Source organism: Sorangium sp. So ce176, from assembly GCF_051519835.1.
In the GTDB taxonomy this organism is placed as follows: Bacteria; Myxococcota_A; Polyangia; order Polyangiales; family Polyangiaceae; genus Sorangium; species Sorangium cellulosum_G.
In genome coordinates this window covers 2679244-2698251 of sequence record NZ_CP150371.1, presented here as the reverse complement: position 1 = coordinate 2698251, position 19008 = coordinate 2679244, and the positions used below count along the sequence as shown (strand labels likewise).

Genomic DNA, 19008 nt, shown 5'->3' with positions numbered 1-19008 from the left:
GCGGAGCCGCAGGGAGCGTGGGCGCCGTGCCCTCCGCGCAGCGCGGGAGCCTCGTGGCCAGGGACGGGGAGCTGCTGGTCTACGAGGCCTCTGTCGGCCTCGCTGGCGTGCTGGCGAGCCCGCAGGAGGCCGTCGGCGGCGCGGGGCCGGCCACCGTGCTCGCGACGCTCTCGACGCTCCCGACGCTCTCGACGCTCCCGACGCCTGAATCCGCGGACAGCGCTCGGGTGATGGCGGCCGCCGACTGGTACCGCGAGCACCTGCCGGGCGCGTCGGCGCTGCACCTCGTGCCCGCCGGCGCGGTCGTGGTCCTCACCCCGGTGCACGTGCAGGGACAGACGATCGGCGTGCTCGCCGTCGAGCAGCCGGACGGGCAGGCGCCTTCCGCCGAGGGCTGGGCGCGGCTCCGCGCTGGCCGCGAGCGCCGGCGCGGCGCCGGCGCGGCGCCGGCGCGGCGAGAGCTCTACAACGACAAGGCGCGGTCGGCCCAGGAGGTGCGCGTGCTCGAGGAGGTGCTGAACGCGGTGGCCGCGCGGACCAGCACGCATGAGCTCGTCGAGATGATCTCGAAAGGCATCAAGAGCGTGCAGCTCGGGCCGCAATGGCGCTCCGTGCACCTCGTCCTGCTGAGCGACGCTCCCTCCGGGGGCGCGCGCGGCGACGCCGCGGCCCGCGAGATCCGCATCTACCACGTCCCGCACCGATCGCCGTTGTCGTTCTGGAACAACGTCCGTGACGGCGCCCTCACCGCGGGGCGGAGCGTCGGTATCCACGTGGACGTCCGTAACGCCCCGCCCACAGCGCCGTCGAGCAGCGCGGGATCCTCGAGGACGCCATCGACCGAGGCGTGAACGGTATCGCCGTGGCGCCGATCACCCCGGAGGTCCTCGAGCCGGCGATCCGTCGTGCGGCCGAGGCCGGGATCCCGGTGGTCACGATCGACACGCCGCCCGCCGAGGGCAGCCGCGCTCGGCCTACATCGGCACCGACAACGTGGCGGCGGGGCGGCTCGCCGCGGAGATGATGGCCCGGCTGCGCCCGGGCGGAGGCAAGATCGGCGCGCAGACGTTCTGGCTCAGCGCCATCAACAGCCGCGAGCGCATCGAGGCGTTCCGTGCGGCGGTTTCGGGCACGCGCACGCCCTTGGACCTGCAGCCGCCGGCCGAGAGCCGGTTCGACATCGAGCTCGGGATGCGGATCGCCCGGGAGGCCGTGCAGACCGGAGGGATCGCCGGCGCCCTCGGCGTCTGCGCCCACGACGTTGAGGTCCGGGTGGGCGTTGATGATGTCCTCCACGTTCGTGCGCGCCTTGGCGAGATCGGTGTTGTCCTCCCGCTTGTCGACGAGCTGGAGCGACTGGCTGGGAGAGCGATTCGGCTCGCGCCAAATTCCGGATCTATTGTACGCCCGGTCCATCGTCCACGACGAACCACGTCTGGACGACCGATTGCCCCAGCGACAAGGTCGCGACGGGGGTCCAGTGCGTCACGAGTCATCTCCAGGGATTCTGCTCGACGGCGACGCTCCGGTGCAGCACGACCGGGGGGATTGGGGTCCCGGCTCGCCGTCCCAGAACGCGACCGCGACCGCGACGAATCGATACGACTGTCCCGACTCAGGAGTCACGGGGTATGGATACGTGGACCGCATCAACTACTCGGGTGGTGTTTGCGGCACGCTGTGGGGGCCGCTCAACTTCCCCTGATGCGACCTCCGACCGACTGAAGTGACGCTGGCTGCGCCTCGCGAGGTCGTCCACCGTCGTGCCGAGCCTCGCGAGCACCTCGTGCGGCTCCTGCAGCCGGGCCAGCGCATGGTAGGAGCGCAGCCGGTCCCCCTCCAGGCCCAGGTCCAGGCCGAGCACAGCGCTCGTGAGCCGGCCCTCCTGACGGGCGATGGGCTGGTAGCACGCGCTGCCCTGGACGAGCCGGAAGCCGCGCAACCGGCGGCGCCGACGATCGAAGACGACGTACGCGGGGATCCCGAGCGACGCGTAGCGGGCGGCGCGGTCCTCGAGCTCCTCCTTGCTCCGCTCGTTCCAGAGCACGCCCAGCGCCAGATCGACCCGCTGGGACGCCCGGCTGGACGTTCTCGAGGGGTCCGGACCCCGGTGTGCCGCAATGCATTGCGGTTGAGCCAGTGCCGGCCCCCCTCCCGGCACAGAGCACGCCCGCCTGGCACAGGCAAGGGCGCGCTGCTTCCTCCGGGTCGCCTGCACGGCCCGTCACCTGCACGGCCCGGGTCACCTGCGCCGCCCGCGCAACCTCGGGTGCGCAGGCGGCACCGGTGAGCGCCGGCCGCCACGGGACCGTTCCCCGACACGCCACGGCGCCGCCCCGGCCAACCAACCACGGTCGACGACCGCGTTCGCGCAGGACGGCGCCCTCGCCCCTCCTTCCCGCATCCCTCGCCCGCTCGCCCGCAAACCGCCCATCCTCCAGCGCCCCGCGCCGGGCGGCGATCGAGACAATGGCACAGATGCGCTGGCCTCCCTCCGGCCGTTCGGCCTAGGGTGTGCCCGCATGATGGCGGAGAAGACCGGTGGCCCTGGACGGGACGTGCTCACCCAGCGGGAGGCCGAGGAGCGCGCTGCGCGCATCGGCAGCGCGCGCTACGAGCTCTCGCTCGACCTCTCCCGCGGAGGGAACGGCTACCGCGGCGAGGCGATCGCCTACTTCGACGTCCGCGGCCGCGGCGACACCTTCATCGACTTCCGCGGCCGGCGCATCGAGCGGCTCGAGATCAACGGCGTCGAGGTCGAGCCCGAATGGACCGACTGCCGCATCCGGCTCCCGGGCAAGCTGCTCGATCCGGAGACGCGCGTGCGCGTCGTCTACGAGAACGACTACGACCACACAGGCGACGGCTTCCACCACTTCCGCGACCCGGAGGACGGCGAGGACTACCTCTACACCGACCTCGAGCCGTTCAGCGCCCACCGCCTCTTCCCCTGCTTCGACCAGCCGGACATCAAGGCGAGCTACCGGCTGTCCGTCGCCGCGCCCGAGGACTGGGAGATCATCGGCAACGCCCGCGTCACGCGCACGTTCGCCGCGGGCCCGGGGCGCACGACGCGCGTGTTCGAGGAGACCACCCGGTTCAGCACGTACGTCTTCGCGCTGATCGCCGGCCCCTACAGCGGCGTCCGCGACGAGCACCGCGGCATCCCCCTCGGGCTCTACTGTCGCAGATCGCTCGCGCGGCACCTCGACCCCGACGAGCTCTTCACGATCACGAAGCAGGGCTTCGACTTCTACCCCGACTTCTTCGACTACCCCTACCCGTTCACCAAGTACGACCAGGTCTTCGTCCCGGAGTTCAACGCCGGCGCCATGGAGAACGTCGGCGCCGTGACCCACAGCGAGCGGATGATCTTCCGGGACCCGCCGACGGACCACCAGCGCCTCACGCGCGCCGAGGTGTTCCTCCACGAGATGGCCCACATGTGGTTCGGCAACCTCGTCACCATGCGGTGGTGGAACGACCTCTGGCTCAACGAGAGCTTCGCCACGTACATGGCCTTCCTCGCCATCGAGCAGGCGACCCGGTTCCAGCCCTCCGCGTGGAAGGCGTTCAACGTCATCAAGAGCTGGGCCTACCGGCAGGACCAGCTCGTGACGACGCACCCCATCGCCGGGGAGCTCGCGGACACCGAGCACACGTTCCTGAACTTCGACGGCATCACGTACGGCAAGGGGGCGGCCGCGATGAAGCAGCTCGTCGCGACGATCGGCCTGCCGGCCTTCCGCGACGGGATGCGCCGGTACTTCAAGCGCTACCAGTACGGCAACGCGACGCTGCGCGAGTTCCTGTCCGCGCTCGAGGAGGGCTCCGGCCGCGACCTCGGCGCCTGGTCGCGCGTCTGGCTGGAGCAGGCGTCGCTCAACACGCTGACGGCCGAGTGGGAGCCCGACGGCGACCGCATCGGCCGCCTCCGCGTGCTGCAGACGGCGCCCGAGGGCTACCCCACCCTGCGGCCGCACCGCATCGACGTCGCGCTCGCGCGCGAGGAGGACGGCGCGCTCGTCGTCGACTCCGTGCCCGCCGAGATCGACGGCGCGGCGACCGAGGTCGCGGCCGCGCGCGGGCAGCGGGCGCCGCTCTTCGTGTTCCCGAACCACAACGACCTCACGTTCGCGAAGATCGCGCTCGACCCGGGCTCGCTCGCGTTCGTGCGCGAGCACATGGGCCGCGTGGACGATCCGCTCCTGCGCCAGCTCCTCTGGGCGTCGCTCTGGAGCATGGTGCGCGACCAGAAGCTCGCCTCCCCCGCCTACCTCGCGCTCGTGAGGGACAAGCTGCCCGCCGAGCCGGACCTGTCGCTGCTCGAGCCCGTGCTCACGAACGCGGTGACCGCGCTCGCGCGCTACGTGCCCGACCCGATGCGCGACGCCGAGGCGAGCGCGTTCACGGGCCTCGCCCTCACGGCGCTCCGGGCGGCGCCGCGCGGCGACGCGCAGATCGTCTGGGCGCGGGCGCTGCTCAACGCGGCCTACTCCGCGCCGGACCTCGCCCTGGCCGCGCGCCTCGTCGACGGAGAGCTCGAGGTGGAGGGGCTCGAGATCGACCAGGAGATGCGCTGGACCGTCGCCGTGAAGTGGGTCGCGCGCGGGATGGAGAGCGCGGACGAGCGCCTCGCCGCCGAGCGCAAGCGCGACCCGTCCGACCGCGGCCAGCGCGCCGCGCTGCGCGCCGAGACGGCGCGGCCGGATCCCGCGGCGAAGGCCGAGGCGTGGGAGCGCTTCCACGAGGGCGGGTACGGCTCGCTGCACCAGACCGGCGCGGCGATGTCGGGCTTCAACTGGTCGTTCCAGCGCGCGCTGCTCGAGCCCTACGTGGAGGCGTTCTTCGAGCGGGTGCAGCAGGTCTTCGAGACGCGGACGCACGAGCTCGCGTCCGCGTATTTCACGCACCTGTTCCCCTCGTACCGCGTCGATCGGGACCTCCTCCGCCGCGCCGAGGCGCAGCTCGCGCTGCTCCAGCAGAGCCCGGGCGGCGCGCCGCGGCTGCCCATGCTGGTCCGGATGCTCCGCGAGGCGAGCGACGACCTCGCGCGGGCGATCGCCTGCCGGGAGCTCGCGGCGGCGAGCGGCCAGGCCACCGAGGCGCCCGCCCGCGCGGCCGGGGCGCGCTGACCTGAGCGGGGAGACGGGGAGACGGGGAGCGCGGCGCGCGAGGCGACGATGATCGTGCAGCTCGGCAAGGCGTCGCTCGCGTGGACGCGGGCGGATCTCGAGGCGAAGCTCGAGGGCCACGCGCGCGTCCTCATCGACGTGGGCACGGGCGACGGGCGCTTCGTGTACAGGCAGGCGGGCGCGCACCCCGACACGTACTGCATCGGGGTCGACCCCGCGGGCGAGCGGATGCGCGAGGTGTCGTGGCGCGCCGGCCGCAAGCCCTCCCGGGGCGGCCGGCCGAACGCGCTCTTCGTCGTCGCGTCGGTGCAGGCGCTGCCCGAGGAGCTCACCGGGCTCGCGCACACCCTCACGCTGAACTTCCCCTGGGCGTCGCTGCTCTCGGCCCTCGTGCTCCCCGAGGCCCCGGTGCTCGAGGCCCTGCGCCGCCTCGTCCGGCCCGGCGGCGAGCTCATCGCGCTGCTGAACCAGAGCGTCTTCGACGACAGGCCGTACGCGGCGCGGCTCGGGCTCCCCGAGCTGACGGACGCGTGGGTGGAGGACGCGCTGCGCCCCGCCTACAGCGCCGCGGGGTTCGAGATCCGGGCGAGCGAGATCGTGGACGGGGACATGCCGCACCAGACGAGCTGGGGACAGCACCTCACGCTCGCCTCGGGGCGGAGGACACGCCTGCTCACCGCCGAGGCGATCGGCTGAGGCCGCCAGGGCGGCGAGGGTGCCGAGCTGCACGCCGTCGCGGCCGTGGGGCCCGCGAGCGCGCTGCGGCTACGCCCGGGCCCCGTGGGCGGCCTCCCGCTGCTCTGTCACCCGGCGGACCGTCTGCGCGGTGTTCCTGTCGTCCTCGCGCTGCGCGATGTCCGACAGGCTGATGACGCCCACCAGCCGGCCGTCCGCCTCGGTGCACAGGACGCGCGACTTGTGGTGATGCCCCATGAGCTGCTCCGCGCGCAGCACGTCGTCGTCCGGCCGGCACGCGATCACCTCGGGGGTCATCACGTCGCCCGCCCGCGTGCTCAGCGGACGGTTGTCGGCCAGCACCCGGATGGCGAGGTCGCGATCGGTCAGCGTCCCGAGCACCCGCCAGGCCTCGTCGCAGACAGGGAGGAAGCCGACGTTCGCGTCGCGCATCTTGCGCGCGGCCGTCCGGATCGTGTCGTCGGCCATGATGCACTGGACTTCCCTCGTCATGATCTCCCGGCACAGCATGCTTGCCTCCTCAGCTTCGGTTGCGGCGTCCGCTCGCGTCGCCGCACACGCCTGGACCTTAGGGGGGCAGCGCCGGCAGACGAAGGAGCAGCGGGATGAATGCGGCGTCAGGCGCCGCTGGACGGACATTCTCGGGCTCACCCCATCACGCCGGTCATGCAGGCTCGAGCCGGCGGGCGCGCCGGACCCCACGACGGCATGGCGTCGCGCCGCGGCGCCATGCACCCTGGGGCGCGAGGCACCATGTCGGAGCGGATCACAAGGGCGGTCATCCGCCGGGCGCAGCCGGAAGACGCCGCCACCATCGCGCGCGTCGAGGTCGACTCCTGGCGTGCGGCCTACCTCGGCCTCGTGCCGGCGTCCGATCTCAACGCCCTCTCCACGCAGGCGCGCGAGGCGAGCTGGCGGCGCATCCTGAGCCGCGGCGCCGCGACCGGCACGCGCGCCTGGACCCTGCACGCGGAGGACGCCGCGCTCGGCTTCGCGAGCGCCGGACCGACGCGCGACGACGACGAACCGCTCGACGTCGGCGAGCTTTACACCCTCTACCTGCTGCCCGCCGCGTGGGGCCGCGGGCTCGGCGCCGCGCTGCTCGACACAGCGCAGGCCGATCTCGCGCGGCGCCGCCACCGGACCATGACGATCTGGGTCCTCGAAGGGAACACCCGGGCGCGCCGCTTCTACGAGCTCTCCGGCTTCACCCGCGACGGCGCGCGGCGGCCGGCGCGCGTCGGCGCGGGCAGCCTGCCGGAGGTCCGCTACCGCCGGGCGCTGTAGCGCGCCGGGAGGGGCTCCCGGCGCAGCCCCGGCTCAGCGGGCGGCCTGGGCCTCGGCCGGCGGGCCGAAGCGCACGACGATGCTGCTGTAGCCGCCCCGCGGGTCGTGCTCGGACGTGACCTTCCCCCACGGGTACTCGTAGGGCGGCGCGCCGAGGATCGACTCCAGCCAGGCATCGTGGCTCGCCTTGCGCTCCGCCTCCTCCTTTTCGGACCAGTCGTTCCAGAACGCCTTGGACTCCGCGCCCACCTCGAAGAGCTCGACCGACGCGAGCTTCCCGCTGCAGAAGTGCAGCGTCATCCGGAAGGTCCGGAAGCCGATGCGCTGGCGCGACGTCCTGTATCCGCTCCACGGCTGCGCCTGGCTCAGGGCGTTGGCCATCCGCGCCAGCGGCGACGACAGGAACTGCGCTTCCGAATACGAGGGGCCGATGCGAGCCCCGGATGAGAGCTCGATCTCGCCCGTCTGTCGATGGATCATCCAACCCTCCGGCCGGTCGGCGCAGCATACACCACGGCTCCAGGCCCCGTGTGCTCAGCCGGAAGCAGCCGACGAGCAGGCGCGGCGGTGGCATACGGGCGGACTCTGCCTCTCCGGGGTGCCAGCGTGGGTGTTCGACCGATACCCCGGCCTCCGCGCGGCGCCGCGCCGGCCCGCGCGAGGCGATCTCCGCGGCGCGGCGCGCGCACACGACAGCTGCCGCTGTCCTCCTCTGTCGACACGACGCCCACGATGTCGCGCGTGACAGCGCGACAAGCGCGACGCGCTTTTGCTATGGGCGTAAGTCGATGCGGCACGACGTCGGCTTTTCGCACTCATCACGACCGGAACCCCGGTAATATCGGCCACCTCTCGAGCCGGGGCCCATCCGAGCCATCAGAGGTCTTCTTGCCGCGCTGCCCATCCTGTCATCGCCGACTCGCAGCCCTCGCCGTCTGCTCAGCGGACGGCGCCACGGCGCCGCGCCACGCCGCGCCGCTCGATCTCGACGCCGAGGCGCCGCCGTCCCTCGCGGGCTTCCGCGTCGGCCAGCCGCTCGCGACCGGCTCGTTCTCGATCCTCTGGGACGCGACGCGGCTCGACGACGGCGCGCCCGCGGTGCTGAAGATCAGCAGGGCCCACGCGCTGCTCGCGCGCGAGCGATTCCGCTGCGAGACGTGGGCGCTCGAGCAGCTCGGCCCCCCGGTCTCGCCGCGCCTGCTCCAGAACGGCGTGCTCGAGGACGGCCGCGCGTACATCGCCATGGAGCGGCTCGACGGCGAGACGCTGGCCACCCGCCTCGAGGGCCTGTCCGCCGCGCTCGACCTGCGCGCCGCCCTCGACGTCGCGCTCGCCGTCCTGGGCTGCCTCCAGGCGGTGCACGAGCGCGGCCTCGTCCACCTCGACCTCGCGCCCGAGAACGTCTTCCTCGAGCCCGGCGGCGGCGTGCGGCTCCTCGACTTCGGCCTGTCGCAGCGCGAGCGCGGCGTCGTGTGCCACCCCGCGGACAGCGCCCTCACCACGCTCGGCGCCATGCTCGGCGCGCCCGAGTACGCCTCGCCCGAGCGGCTCCGGGGCGAGCCGATCGACGCGCGCGCGGACCTCTACGCCTTCGGCGCGCTCCTCTTCGAGCTGCTCACGCTGCGCGCGCCGTTCTCGGGCGACCGCGCGAGCGTCGCGCAGGGCCACCTGAGCCGGCAGCCGACCCGGCCGGGCGAGCTCGCGCCCGTCCCCCCGCCCGTCGAGGACCTCGTCCTCGCCTGCCTCGCCAAGGAGCGGGCGCTCCGCCCTCGCGACGCCGTCTCGCTGCGGGCCGCGCTCGCGTCGGCGGGCGCGGCGGCGCTCGGCCCGGCCGGCGCGGTCGCCGCGCCCGCGGGGGACGACGCGGCCTCGATCTCCTCGGACCGGCACGACACCGTGGTGCTCGCCCTTGAGGCCCGCGGCGCCGAGGCCGAGGTCCGCGCCGCCGTTGCTCGGCACCGGGGGCACCTCGCGCGGCAGCGCGGCTACCGCTTCGTCGCGATCTTCCCCGGACCGAAGGAGGCGGCCGCGGAGCGCGCGCTGCTCGCCGGGCGCGAGATCGTCGCGTCCGTCGGCGCGCCCCTCGCGATCCACGTCGCGCCGCTGAAGCTTCGACGTGAGGCGCGCGACGCGGACAGCGTCCAGGTCGTCGCCGGGCTGGCCGTGGAGCGGCCCGAGTCGTGGCTCCCCGCCGGGCCGTGGCGCGGGATCGCGCTCAGCGCCGAGCTCGTGACCGCCCACCCCGGCTTCGACGTCGTCGCGGCGAGCGAGGACGGCCGCTACTTCTTCGCGCAGGAGGCGCCCCTGCCGCCCGACGATCGCGACGCCGCGCGCGCCGCGCCGCCGCTCGTCGGGCGCGGCGACACCCTGAGCGCCCTCGACGAGAGCCGCGAGCGCGCCCTCGCGGGCCTCGGGCCCGGCCTCTGCGCGCTCGTCGGCGAGCGCGGCGCCGGCAAGTCGCGGCTCGCCGAGGAGCTCGCCGAGGGCACCCGCCTCGCGCACCCCGGCGCGCTCGTGATCTCCCTGCGCGCCGAGCCGGAGCTCCCCGCGCGCGCCGGGCCCGCGCCGCCGGGGAGCGGCCGCTCCGCGCAGACAGCGGCCGCCCTGCTCGCCGCGGTGCTCGGCGTCGGCGACGGCGCCCCGCCGGGCGACCCGCGCGCGCTCTGCGTCGAGCGGCTCGGCGACCCGCTCGGCGCCGAGGTGTGGCCCGCCGTGGCCGCCTGCATGGGCTGGCCGGCGAGCTCCGCCGACCGGCCGCGGCCCGTCGCGCGCCGCGGCAGCGTGATCCGCGCGCTGGCCGAGGGGCTCCGCCGCCGGGCGACGGAGCGGCCGGTCGTCGTGATCCTCGACGACGCGCACCTCGCCGACGGCTTCACGCTCGACGCGCTCGACCTGGCGACGCGCCGCGAGGCCCGGCTCCCGCTCTGGGTGCTCCTCGCCGGCGCGCCCGAGCTCGCGGCGCGGCGCCACGCGCTGAGCGCCCGCACGAGTGCGCGCGATCACGTCGCGCTCCTGCCGCTCGACGACGCCGCCGGGCTCCTCCTCTGCGCCGAGCTCCTCCGGCCCGCGGAGCCCCCGCCGAGCGCCGCGCTCCGGCGCATCTGCGCGTGGGCCGGCTACAACCCCCGCTGCCTCGTGGAGCTCACCCGGGCGCTGAAGCGCGGGGGCTTCGTGCGGCTGCGGGCGCGGTCGAACAGCTACCAGCTCGCGACCGCCGACCTCGAGAAGCTCCCGCCGTCGCCGGCCTGGCAGTGGTTCGCGGCGCGGCAGCTCGAGGCGCTCCCGCCGGAGCTCGCCTCGTGCGCGACGCTGTGCGCGGTGCTCGGCTTCGAGCTCTCGGAGGACGTGGCGGCGGCCGCGCAGCGCTCGCTCGAGCGCGAGGACGCGGAGGCGCCGCGCGTCGACGTCCCGGGCAGCCTGCGCGCGCTCGCCGCGCGGGGGATCCTCGCGCCGCGCGGCGCGCAGGAGGCCGCGCGGCGCGAGGACACGCCGTGCGGCGGGGCGCGCTACGCGTTCCGGAGCGCGCTCCTGCAGGAGGCGATCTACGCGCTCCTCCCGGAAGAGCAGCGCGCCCGGGTGCACCGGCACGCGCTCGCCGTCTGGGAGTCGCTGGCCGAGGCGCAGCCGCGGGCGCCGGAGCTGCTCGAGCCGATCGCGCGCCACGCCGCGGCCTCCGGGGCGCGCGCGCGCGCGGCGCACGCGTACCTGATCCTCGGCGGTCTCCAGCGCGACCGGCACAACAACGCCGTCGCGGAGGGGCACTACTCGTCCGCGCTCCTCTGGGCGGACGGCGACGATCAGCGCCAGCGCTACCTCGCGCTGCTCGGCCGCGCGCGCGTGCGCTACCGCGTCCTGCGCACCGGCGACGCGCTCGACGATCTCCGCTCGGCGGGCGCGCTCGCCCGGACGATGAAGGACCCGCGGATGATCGCGGAGGCGCTGCTCGAGGAGGCGACGGCGCTCGACTGGGCCGGCGCCTGGGAGGAGTCGGCGGCGCGCGTCGAGGAGGTGATCCCGCTGCTCGACCCCCGCGAGGGCCCTGCGGACGCCGCGCTCGCCGCGCTCGCCGCGCGCTTCGAGATCGCGGCCGGCCGCTCGTCGTTCCGCAAGGGCAACCTGGAGGACGCCCTCGAGCGGCTCTCGCGCGGCGTGGAGATCGTCCGCGAGGCCGACCACGACACGCACGTGACCGGCCTGACGCTCCTCGCCTGCGTCCTCGCGCGGTGCGGCCACCTCGACGAGGCCGAGCAGCGCTTCGACGAGGCGGTGCGCTGCTGCGAGGAGCGCGGCGACCGGGTCCACCTCTGCGCGGCGCTCGTCCGCCGCGCGGAGCTCTGGCCGGCCCTCGACGCGCCGGATCGCGGGATGACCGACCTGCGGCGCGCTGTCCAGCTCGCCCGCGAGGAGGCCAACGCCTGGGCGGAGCGCGAGGCGACGATCAAGCTCGCGGAGCTGCTCTACCTCTGGGGGCGCGAGGACGAGGCGCTGCCGCTCGTGCGGCAGGTGCGCTCGCTCGACGAGCAGTTCAAGGATCGGCCGGTCTACGGCAGCGCGCTCCTGCTCGCGCGGATCCACGCGATGCGCGACGAGCACGCGGAGGCGAGCCGGCAGCTCCGGTGGCTCCGGGCGCAGGGGGCGGTCGCGGATCTCCCGCACTATGCCCAGGCCCTGCTCGGCGTGATGCAGCTCGCCGTGCGCGACCCGAGGCACAGCATGGAGGGCGCGCGCACGCGGGCGACGCTGCGCGAGGAGGGGGAGCCAGGCGGCGAGATGGGCAGCGGCCTGAGCGCCGACCAGCGGGTCGAGCTGCTCTACTGGCGCGCGCGCGCGCTGCTCGACGCCGGCCGACCCGACGACGTGGCGCTGCTCCTCGCGCGCACCGCGCCGCTGCTCGCCGAGAGCCGGGCCTGGCACCCGCGGTTCGCGAAGCTCCGGTCGGGCTACGGGCAGCTCGCGGGGTAGGCCGGCAGCGCGGCGCCCGCGCGGCCCCGCGCGGCCCGGCGCGGCGCGCCCCGGCGAGCCCCGGCGCTCGCCGGATCACCTCGGGTCGATGCGGAACACCTCCCCCGTGAGCATGACGACGTGGAGCTCGCCGGCCGCGTCCTCGCCGAAGGAGGCCGCCGGCAGGCTCGACGCGAGGTCGGCCGTGATCTCCACGTGATCGCGCACCGTCGCGCCGTCCCACCGCAGCGTCCAGAAGCGGTGCGTCCCGTAATCGCCGTAGACGTACCTTCCCTGGAGGCACGGGATCGCGGCGCCGCGGTAGACGTATCCGCCGGTGATCGAGCCGCCCTCTCCGCTCGAGTGGCTGTGCTCCACGGCGGGCGCGACGCCGACCCGGGAGCACCCCGCGGCGACGCAGTGGTTGCCCTCCATCGTCGGCCAGCCGTAGTTGCGCCGCCCGGTGCCGGCCGGCTCGATGTTGAGCTCCTCCCACGCGTTCTGCCCCACGTCGGCGATGTAGAGGTCGCCCGTGCGCCGGTCGAAGCTGAAGCGCCACGGGTTGCGCAGGCCGTGGTCCCAGACGAGCGGGTTCACGCCCTCGCCGGTGAGGTTGCCGGACGGGCCGAGCCCTGTGTCCACGTTGATCCGTAGGATCTTGCCGAGCGGCGACGAGAGGTCCTTCGCCGGCGAGGTCGAGTACGGGGTGACGGCCGCGTCGCCGACGGAGGCGTAGAGGTGGCCGTCCGGCCCGAAGGCGAGCGTGCCGCCGGCGTGGTTCCAGCCGCCGTGCCGCGCGTCGAGGAGCTTCCGGACGGGCAGGCTCGCCGCCGACGTGTCGGCGACGTCGGGGTTCGAGGCCGAGCGGCGGAGCTCGGCGATCGTGACGTTGCCGCTGGGCGCGGCGGTGTAGAACAGCCAGAAGCGGCCGTTGCTGGCGTAACTGGGGTGGAACGCCATCCCGAGCAGCCCGCCCTCCGCGGTCGGGCTGGGCGTGCACACGAGCGGGTGCGCGCTCGCGGGGCGCGACGGCGGGCACGAGGTCCCGCCCCGGATGTCGAGGAACGGCGTGGCCTGGAGGACGCCGTCCTTGATGAGGCGGACGACCCCGTCCTTTTCGAGGACGAACATCCTCGACCTGTCGCCCGGCGGGCTCGTGAGGAAGAGGGGCGCCTCCAGGCCGGAAGCGATCTGCGTGAGCTTCAGGCGGGGCACCCCGGAGCACGCGCCGCCGGAGCCGCCGCCGGGGCTCGCGCCGCCCGCGCCTCCCGCGCCTCCCGCGCCGGAGCTCGAGCTGCCGGTGCCAGGGTCCGCGCCGCCCGCGCCAGCGCCGCTGCTCGCGCTCGCGCTGCTCGCGCTCGCGCTGCTCATCGCCGCGCCGCTGCTCCCGCCGCCCGCCGCCCCGGCCGGCGGTCGCAGCCCGTCGATCCAGGCGCTGACCGCCGCGAGCCCCGCCGCGTCGACGGCGTCCGACCCGATCGACGGCATCTGCGCCCTCGTGCCTCGGTGCGCCATCCGGCGCACGACGGCGCTCGACGCGGGGTCTCCTGCCGTGATCCGGTGGACCACGCCGGACTCCCAGAAGCTGGGCGTCACGCCCACGCCGGTCGTGTACGTGTCGGTGCTCTCCACCGTCGTGTTCGCGGCGAGCAGGCGCGTCCGCAGCGTCGCGACCCCGGTGCTGTTGTGGCAGTTGCCGCAGTTCGCGTGCAGGTAGCCGAGCGCGGCGGCGGCCTCGGCGTCGCCCGGCGGGCGGACCCCGCGCGGCCTCGGGACGGTGAGCCACCCGGCGCGGCTCAGCGACGCCATGGTCTCGCCCGGTCCGTCATGGCTGAGCTGCAGCGCGCTGAAGCCGAGGATCCGCTCCGGGAGCTTGCCGTGGCACTCCCAGCAGTCCGCGGTCCGCGGGATGTCGTGCCGGGTGCCGCGCGCGTCCTCGACGCCCTCCTCGACCAGGAACGCGTCGTTCCTCGACGGGTCCCACGCGTACGCGGCGAACAGCCAGTCGTCGATCCCGGGCCCGAACCGGTGGATGAGCCGCGTCTCCACGGCCACGCCCTCGGCGCGGAACTCCTTCCAGAAGCGCGTCCCCACCGGCAGCGACCAGTGGTCCATGTCGCTCGTGTCGACGGTGGAGCAGCGGGGCAGGTACACGAAGCGCCGCTTGCTCGCCCCGTCCGACCAGAGCTCGTACGCGGGGCGAAACTCGAGCGTGTTCGCCGCGCGCGACCGGGTCGCGATGTCCGCGTAGAGCCCGGTCTCGGAGAGCCGCTCGGGCGGCGACGGGTCGGGCGGCAGCGCGTCGGGGTCGACGCACGGACCGTCCGCCGCGCTCCAGGCGCCCGTCGAGCTCGACGTCGCGGCGCTCGACGTCGCGGCGCTCGACGTCGCGGCGCTCGACGCCCCCGTCGTCGCGCCGACGCAGGGGGCGCAGTGCGGGCCTCCGCAGTCGACGCCCGCCTCGTGGCCGTTCATCACGCCGTCCGAGCAGGTCACGTAGCAGACCTCGAGCCGGGGGCGCTCCTCCGCGCGCTCGATCTCGCTGCTCCTCAGGTTGGTGAGGCGCGCGGGCGCCTCGTCGAGGAGCACGCCGTGGTTCTCCGCTGTCCCGAGCACCCACGTCTGCACGAGCGGCGACACGTCCGTCGCGCGGGCGCCGACCCCCGCCTCGGCCGCGATCGTCGCCACGCTCTCCGCGTCGAAGCCGCCGTCGCCGAGGCTCCGCCACGAGACGGTCCGCTCGTCCCACGGCACCGTGACGCGGTGGACGCTGAGCTCGCTGCTCTCCAGCTTGTGAGTCTGGTGGAAGCCCAGCGTGGCAGACACGACCGTCGCGCCGGCGGGCACGAGAGAGAGGTCGAACTGCACGACGGACCGGCGGTGGCCCGCGCGCGAGACGAATCCAGTCGAGAGGTTCGGAGAGGTGGAGTCGTTCCAGGCCGCAGCGTTTTGCCACAGTGTCGCATCTCTCACCGTGCCGCGCGTCCCGCGCTGAAGGGTGACACACACCTTGCCGTCGCTCGAGAGCGCCAGAGAGGCGGCCCCGAGCGCGGGCGGCTCACCCGCCTCGACGTCGCCGTCGTCGCCGGCTCCGCGCTCCGCGCCGGGCCCGCCGCTGCAGCCGAGGGCCGCGGCGGCGGCGCCGGCGAGGACGCCGCGCCTCACGAGGGGATGAACGGCCGAGATCACCGTCGATCGATGGGGGCCGCGGCGCGATCGCCCGGGCGCAAGGGACCGTCGTTCCATACAGCGATAACCTCCTTGTGGGGTTGACCACAGGGGTTCCTCCCCCGCGGCGGACGGCGGTTGTGAGCGAGGCGCTCGGCGCTGCGCCGGATCCACGACACACTTCACCGTCGATGGGCATCGTGATCACATCAACGAGCGTGCCAGCGAGCTCACAATAACGCATCGCGTTACACACACCACGACGCGACGGACACCCAGGCGCTCCCGCGTTGTCGATGGACACCACCCTACATGAGCGCCGAGATCACGCCGCCCGCGGAAGTAGTGGTTGGATCCAGCGCGTGAGCGGCGTAGGGTAACAGGTTGTGTCATCTCCCGAACCGACGCAGGGTGCATCGCTGTTCCTCTGCATCACCTTCTTTCCGAGCGAGCGCCTGGCGACGGCGGTGCTGCGGCTGGTGTCCAGCTTCTGCGGCGCGGTCCTGGACGACGCGAACGTGAGCTCGCGGTTCTACATGGCCGCGCACGAGCTCGCCGAGAACATCACCAAGTACTCCACCGGCCCTCGCGTGAGCCTCGAGCTCGCGCTCGAGGAGGACGAGCGGTCGCACATCATGAAGATCCGCGCGCGCAACGAGGCGTCCCCGGAGCGCCTGAGGGAGGTCGAGAAGCGCCTGCTCGACCTCAAGACCGCGAGCGACCCGCTGAAGCACTACGACGAGCTCATCACCGGGACGGCGCTGATCGAGGGAGTCTCCGGCCTGGGGCTCGCCCGCGTCCGCGCCGAGGGGGGGCTCGACGTCGATTACAAGATCGAGGGCAACGAGCTCACGATCATCGCGCACGCGCCGCTCGAGCGGTGGAGGACGAATGAGCAGCTTAAGGGTTGATCACGTCGTCACGGACAGCTTCGGCATCGAGCCTGCGCTCCTCGGAGACCGCCTCAGCATCAAGCTGACCGGGACCGGCGATATGGCGGCGGCCGCGCCGCTCGGCGGCTATTGCAAGGAGGTCCAGGAGGAGGTGAGGCGCCTCTCCCTGGCCGCCGTCGAGTTCGATATACGGGCCCTCTACTTCCTGAACTCGAGCTGCCTGAAGGCGTTCATCGCCTTCATCTGCGGCGTCGCCGCCCAGGGCCTCAAGTGCGAGGTCCGCTTCGTGACGGACGCGCGGCTCGCGTGGCAGCGGCGGAGCCTGACGGCCCTCGAGCGCATGTCCCCGAGCATGGTGTCGATCGACGAGAAGGTGCACTGAGCGCGACATCCATGGCGGCGAAGCGCCCAACGATCGCGCTCTTGACCGATTATCTCACCGGCGAATACCAGTCCGAGGTGCGCTTCGGGGTCGAGCGCGCCGCCGAGGAGCACGACGTCAACCTGCTCGTCGCCTTCGGCGATACGCACGCTCGCCCGGGCTATTCGATGATGGCGACGACCAGCATCTACCCGCTCATCAGCGCGGAGACGGTCGACGGCCTGGTGATCGTCTCGTCGGCGCTCACGAACCACCTCGGCGCCGAGCGCACCCACGCGTTCTGCCGGTCGTACGCGCCCCTGCCCATGTGCAGCGTGGGGCTCGCGCTGGACGGCGTCCCGAGCGTCATCGTCGACAACGCGCGCGGGGCCGAGACGATCGTCGCGCACATGCTCGATCACCACGCCTGCCAGCGCGTCGCGTACATCAGCGGGCCGCCGAGCAACGAGGAGGCGACGCTGCGCGCCGACGCGTACAGGAGGGTGCTCGCGGCGCGCTCGATCCCCTACGACGAGCGGCTCTTCGTGCTCGGCGATTTCCTGATCGAGGGCGGCCGCCGCGCGATGCGCGAGCTCCTCGCGCGCAGGGTCGACTTCGACGGGGTCATCGCCGGGAACGACAACATGGCCCTCGGCGCGATGGACGAGATCAAGGCCCACGGCCTCGACGTCCCGGGCGACGTCCTCGTGTGCGGGTTCGACGACGTCGCCGTCTCGCGCGTCACGAAGCCGTCGCTCACGACCATCCGCCAGCCGATCAAGCAGCTCGGGGCGCTCGCGGTCGCGAAGGTCGTCCGCATGATCCGCGGCGAGCGCGTCCCGGACTGCAGCCTCCTCCCCGTCGAGCTCACGCGCCGCGAGTCGTGCGGCTGCGGCTACTACGAGACGCTCCCGCGCGCGTCGGCGCGCGGGTTCGCGGCGGCGCCGGCCGCGCACGGGCCGCCCACGCTCGGCGATCAGCGCGACGACGTGGAGCGCGCGCTCGCGAGCGCCGTGCTCTTCCCTGGCGCGCCGCCGAGGGCCTGGCCCGGCGAGCTGCTCTCGGCGCTCGAGGAGGAGCTCGCGGGGGAGCAGGGTCGCTTCCTGCAGGCGCTGAAGCGCGTGCTCGACGACGCGGCGCGCGAGGGCGCCGCCCTCGACCAGTTCCAGGGCGTTGTCACGCTGCTCCGCGCGCGGCTCCGCCGGGCGTGCGCGGGCGCGCAGCACGACGACGTCGAGCGGCTCTGGCACGCGTGCCGCGCGCTGATCGCCCACGCCTCCACGCGCGCGGAGGCGGAGCGGCGGCTCCACCTGGAGCTCGCCTCGGTCCACCTGAGCTGGACGGGGAGGTGCCTGTCGACGTGCCTGAGCCTGCCCCTGCTCCGGCGCACGCTGGCGGCGGAGCTGCCCGGCCTGTCGCTCACGCGCGCCGCCGTGTCGCTCTACGACGATCCGAAGCGCGCCACCCTGAGGTCGCTCTTCCTGATGGAGGACGGCCGCGACGTGGAGCCGCCGCGCGGGAGCTTCCCGGCGCGCAGCCTCGCCCCGCCCGGCTTCCTCGGCGCCGCCGAGCGCTGGAGCGTGTTCGCGATGCCGATCACCTTCGGGGAGACGGAGCATTACGGCATCGCGGCGCTCGGCAGCGGGGCCAACGAGGTGGTCTACGACACCTTGCGCCTCCAGCTCGGCTCCGCGCTGAAGGCCGTGGCGATGCACCGGGAGATCGTCCGGCAGGTGGAGATACGCGAGCGGCTCGAGCAGGAGCAGCGCCGCCAGGAGAGCGTGGTCGCGCAGCACATCCAGACCAAGCTGGTGCCGCCGCGCCTCGCGATCGAGGGGCTCGATCTCTGCGCGTTCATGAGGCCCGCGGCCGAGGTGGGCGGCGACTACTACGACGTCATCGGGACGCCGGAGGGCGGCTGGATCGGGATCGGCGACGTCGCGGGGCACGGCCTCGCGGCGGGCCTTGTCATGCTGATGATCCAGAGCATGGTCGCGGCGATGGCGCGCAGGGCGGAGGCCATGAGCCCCGCCGAGATCATCTCGGCGCTCAACCAGACGCTCCACGACAACATCCGCTGTCGCCTGAAGCGCGACGAGCACGCGACCCTGGTCCTGCTCCGCTACGAGCGCGGCGGGCGCGTGACCTTCGCGGGCGCGCACGACGACATCATCGTGTGCCGCGCGAGCACGCGGCGCTGCGCCTGCATCCCGAGCTCCGGCGTCTGGGTCGGCGTCCTGCCCTCCATCGACGCGATGACGCGCGACGCCGAGCTCGTCCTCGAGGACGGGGACGTCCTCGTGCTCTACAGCGACGGGGTGACGGAGGCGCGCAACGTCCACCGGGAGCAGTTCGGGATCGAGCGGCTCTGCGCCGCCATCGAGGCCGCCCAGGCCGAGCCCGTGGACGCCATCCGCGACCGGATCCTGCGGGACGTCGACGGCTGGTGCCCTAGCCCGGACGACGACATCACGATCGTCGTCGCGCGGTACCACGCGCCCCCGGACGCCCGGTAGGGCCGGCTCAG

Annotated in this window: 14 protein-coding genes; 9 read left to right on the top strand and 5 right to left on the bottom strand. The window is 74.0% G+C overall.

The genetic code is table 11. From position 1 onward, the window contains the following. Nucleotides 1-26 precede the first annotated feature (26 nt). Entirely contained in the window at nucleotides 27-851 is an 825-nt protein-coding gene (locus tag WMF42_RS10405) for a hypothetical protein (RefSeq protein ID WP_437691778.1), read from the top strand. Continuing rightward, nucleotides 848-1024: a substrate-binding domain-containing protein gene (locus WMF42_RS10400; protein ID WP_437691777.1), complete on the top strand. Its 177-nt coding sequence runs from the start codon at nucleotides 848-850 to the stop codon at nucleotides 1022-1024. Before WMF42_RS10405 ends, WMF42_RS10400 begins: the two co-directional genes overlap by 4 nt. Here the strand turns inward: WMF42_RS10400 and WMF42_RS10395 are convergent. Next, complete coding sequence (locus WMF42_RS10395) at nucleotides 975-1181, bottom strand: hypothetical protein (RefSeq protein ID WP_437694481.1); 207 nt, start codon at nucleotides 1179-1181, stop codon at nucleotides 975-977. The genes WMF42_RS10400 and WMF42_RS10395 overlap by 50 nt on opposite strands. A gap of 434 nt (nucleotides 1182-1615) precedes the next feature. After that, the gene (locus WMF42_RS10390) at nucleotides 1616-2161 is read right to left on the bottom strand and encodes a Uma2 family endonuclease (protein WP_437694242.1); all 546 of its coding nucleotides are present in this window, start codon (nucleotides 2159-2161) and stop codon (nucleotides 1616-1618) included. A gap of 361 nt (nucleotides 2162-2522) precedes the next feature. On the opposite strand from WMF42_RS10390, the gene pepN reads away from it, so the two are divergent. Next, a complete protein-coding gene (pepN, locus tag WMF42_RS10385; RefSeq protein WP_437691776.1) occupies nucleotides 2523-5135 on the top strand; it encodes an aminopeptidase N in 2613 nt (870 codons plus the stop codon). Between the two features lie 48 nt (nucleotides 5136-5183). Continuing rightward, nucleotides 5184-5831, top strand: a complete 648-nt coding sequence (locus WMF42_RS10380) for a class I SAM-dependent methyltransferase (protein WP_061609752.1) — start codon at nucleotides 5184-5186, stop codon at nucleotides 5829-5831. A gap of 69 nt (nucleotides 5832-5900) precedes the next feature. Here WMF42_RS10380 and WMF42_RS10375 read toward each other — a convergent pair whose 3' ends face one another. Next, the gene (locus tag WMF42_RS10375; RefSeq protein WP_061609753.1) at nucleotides 5901-6341 is read right to left on the bottom strand and encodes a CBS domain-containing protein; all 441 of its coding nucleotides are present in this window, start codon (nucleotides 6339-6341) and stop codon (nucleotides 5901-5903) included. A gap of 243 nt (nucleotides 6342-6584) precedes the next feature. On the opposite strand from WMF42_RS10375, the gene WMF42_RS10370 reads away from it, so the two are divergent. Beyond that, nucleotides 6585-7118, top strand: coding sequence for a GNAT family N-acetyltransferase (locus tag WMF42_RS10370; RefSeq protein WP_061609757.1), 534 nt, complete (start codon nucleotides 6585-6587; stop codon nucleotides 7116-7118). 33 nt (nucleotides 7119-7151) lie between these two features. Here the strand turns inward: WMF42_RS10370 and WMF42_RS10365 are convergent, their stop codons facing one another. Further along, the gene (locus tag WMF42_RS10365; protein WP_061609754.1) at nucleotides 7152-7598 is read right to left on the bottom strand and encodes a hypothetical protein; all 447 of its coding nucleotides are present in this window, start codon (nucleotides 7596-7598) and stop codon (nucleotides 7152-7154) included. A gap of 408 nt (nucleotides 7599-8006) precedes the next feature. Here WMF42_RS10365 and WMF42_RS10360 point away from each other — a divergent pair, with 408 nt between their 5' ends. Then, nucleotides 8007-12080, top strand: a complete 4074-nt coding sequence (locus tag WMF42_RS10360; RefSeq protein WP_437691775.1) for a serine/threonine-protein kinase — start codon at nucleotides 8007-8009, stop codon at nucleotides 12078-12080. A gap of 75 nt (nucleotides 12081-12155) precedes the next feature. Here WMF42_RS10360 and WMF42_RS10355 read toward each other — a convergent pair whose 3' ends face one another. Beyond that, on the bottom strand, nucleotides 12156-15224 hold the full coding sequence (locus tag WMF42_RS10355) for a PQQ-dependent sugar dehydrogenase (protein ID WP_437691774.1): 3069 nt from the start codon (nucleotides 15222-15224) through the stop codon (nucleotides 12156-12158). A 389-nt stretch (nucleotides 15225-15613) separates the two neighbouring features. Between WMF42_RS10355 and WMF42_RS10350 the strand changes: the two genes are divergently transcribed. Genes WMF42_RS10350 through WMF42_RS10340 form a run of 3 tightly spaced genes read left to right on the top strand, consistent with a single transcriptional unit; the run spans nucleotide 15614 to nucleotide 18997 of the window. Then, a complete protein-coding gene (locus WMF42_RS10350; protein WP_061608989.1) occupies nucleotides 15614-16138 on the top strand; it encodes a hypothetical protein in 525 nt (174 codons plus the stop codon). Beyond that, nucleotides 16119-16502 (top strand): hypothetical protein, encoded by a 384-nt coding sequence (locus WMF42_RS10345; RefSeq protein ID WP_061608988.1) that lies wholly within the window; start codon nucleotides 16119-16121, stop codon nucleotides 16500-16502. Before WMF42_RS10350 ends, WMF42_RS10345 begins: the two co-directional genes overlap by 20 nt. Nucleotides 16503-16513: 11 nt before the next feature. Further along, the gene (locus WMF42_RS10340) at nucleotides 16514-18997 is read left to right on the top strand and encodes a SpoIIE family protein phosphatase (RefSeq protein WP_061608987.1); all 2484 of its coding nucleotides are present in this window, start codon (nucleotides 16514-16516) and stop codon (nucleotides 18995-18997) included. The last annotated feature ends 11 nt before the right edge of the window (nucleotides 18998-19008 follow it).

Bases quoted from the DNA above. Each gene is read 5' to 3' on its own strand.
- WMF42_RS10375 (WP_061609753.1), bottom strand. From the start codon at position 6,341: ATGCTGTGCCGGGAGATCATGACGAGGGAAGTCCAGTGCATCATGGCC.
- WMF42_RS10370 (WP_061609757.1), top strand. From the start codon at position 6,585: ATGTCGGAGCGGATCACAAGGGCGGTCATCCGCCGGGCGCAGCCGGAA.
- WMF42_RS10395 (WP_437694481.1), bottom strand. From the start codon at position 1,181: ATGTCGAACCGGCTCTCGGCCGGCGGCTGCAGGTCCAAGGGCGTGCGC.
- WMF42_RS10345 (WP_061608988.1), top strand. From the start codon at position 16,119: ATGAGCAGCTTAAGGGTTGATCACGTCGTCACGGACAGCTTCGGCATC.
- WMF42_RS10365 (WP_061609754.1), bottom strand. From the start codon at position 7,598: ATGATCCATCGACAGACGGGCGAGATCGAGCTCTCATCCGGGGCTCGC.
- pepN (WP_437691776.1), top strand. From the start codon at position 2,523: ATGATGGCGGAGAAGACCGGTGGCCCTGGACGGGACGTGCTCACCCAG.
- WMF42_RS10380 (WP_061609752.1), top strand. From the start codon at position 5,184: ATGATCGTGCAGCTCGGCAAGGCGTCGCTCGCGTGGACGCGGGCGGAT.
- WMF42_RS10340 (WP_061608987.1), top strand. From the start codon at position 16,514: ATGGCGGCGAAGCGCCCAACGATCGCGCTCTTGACCGATTATCTCACC.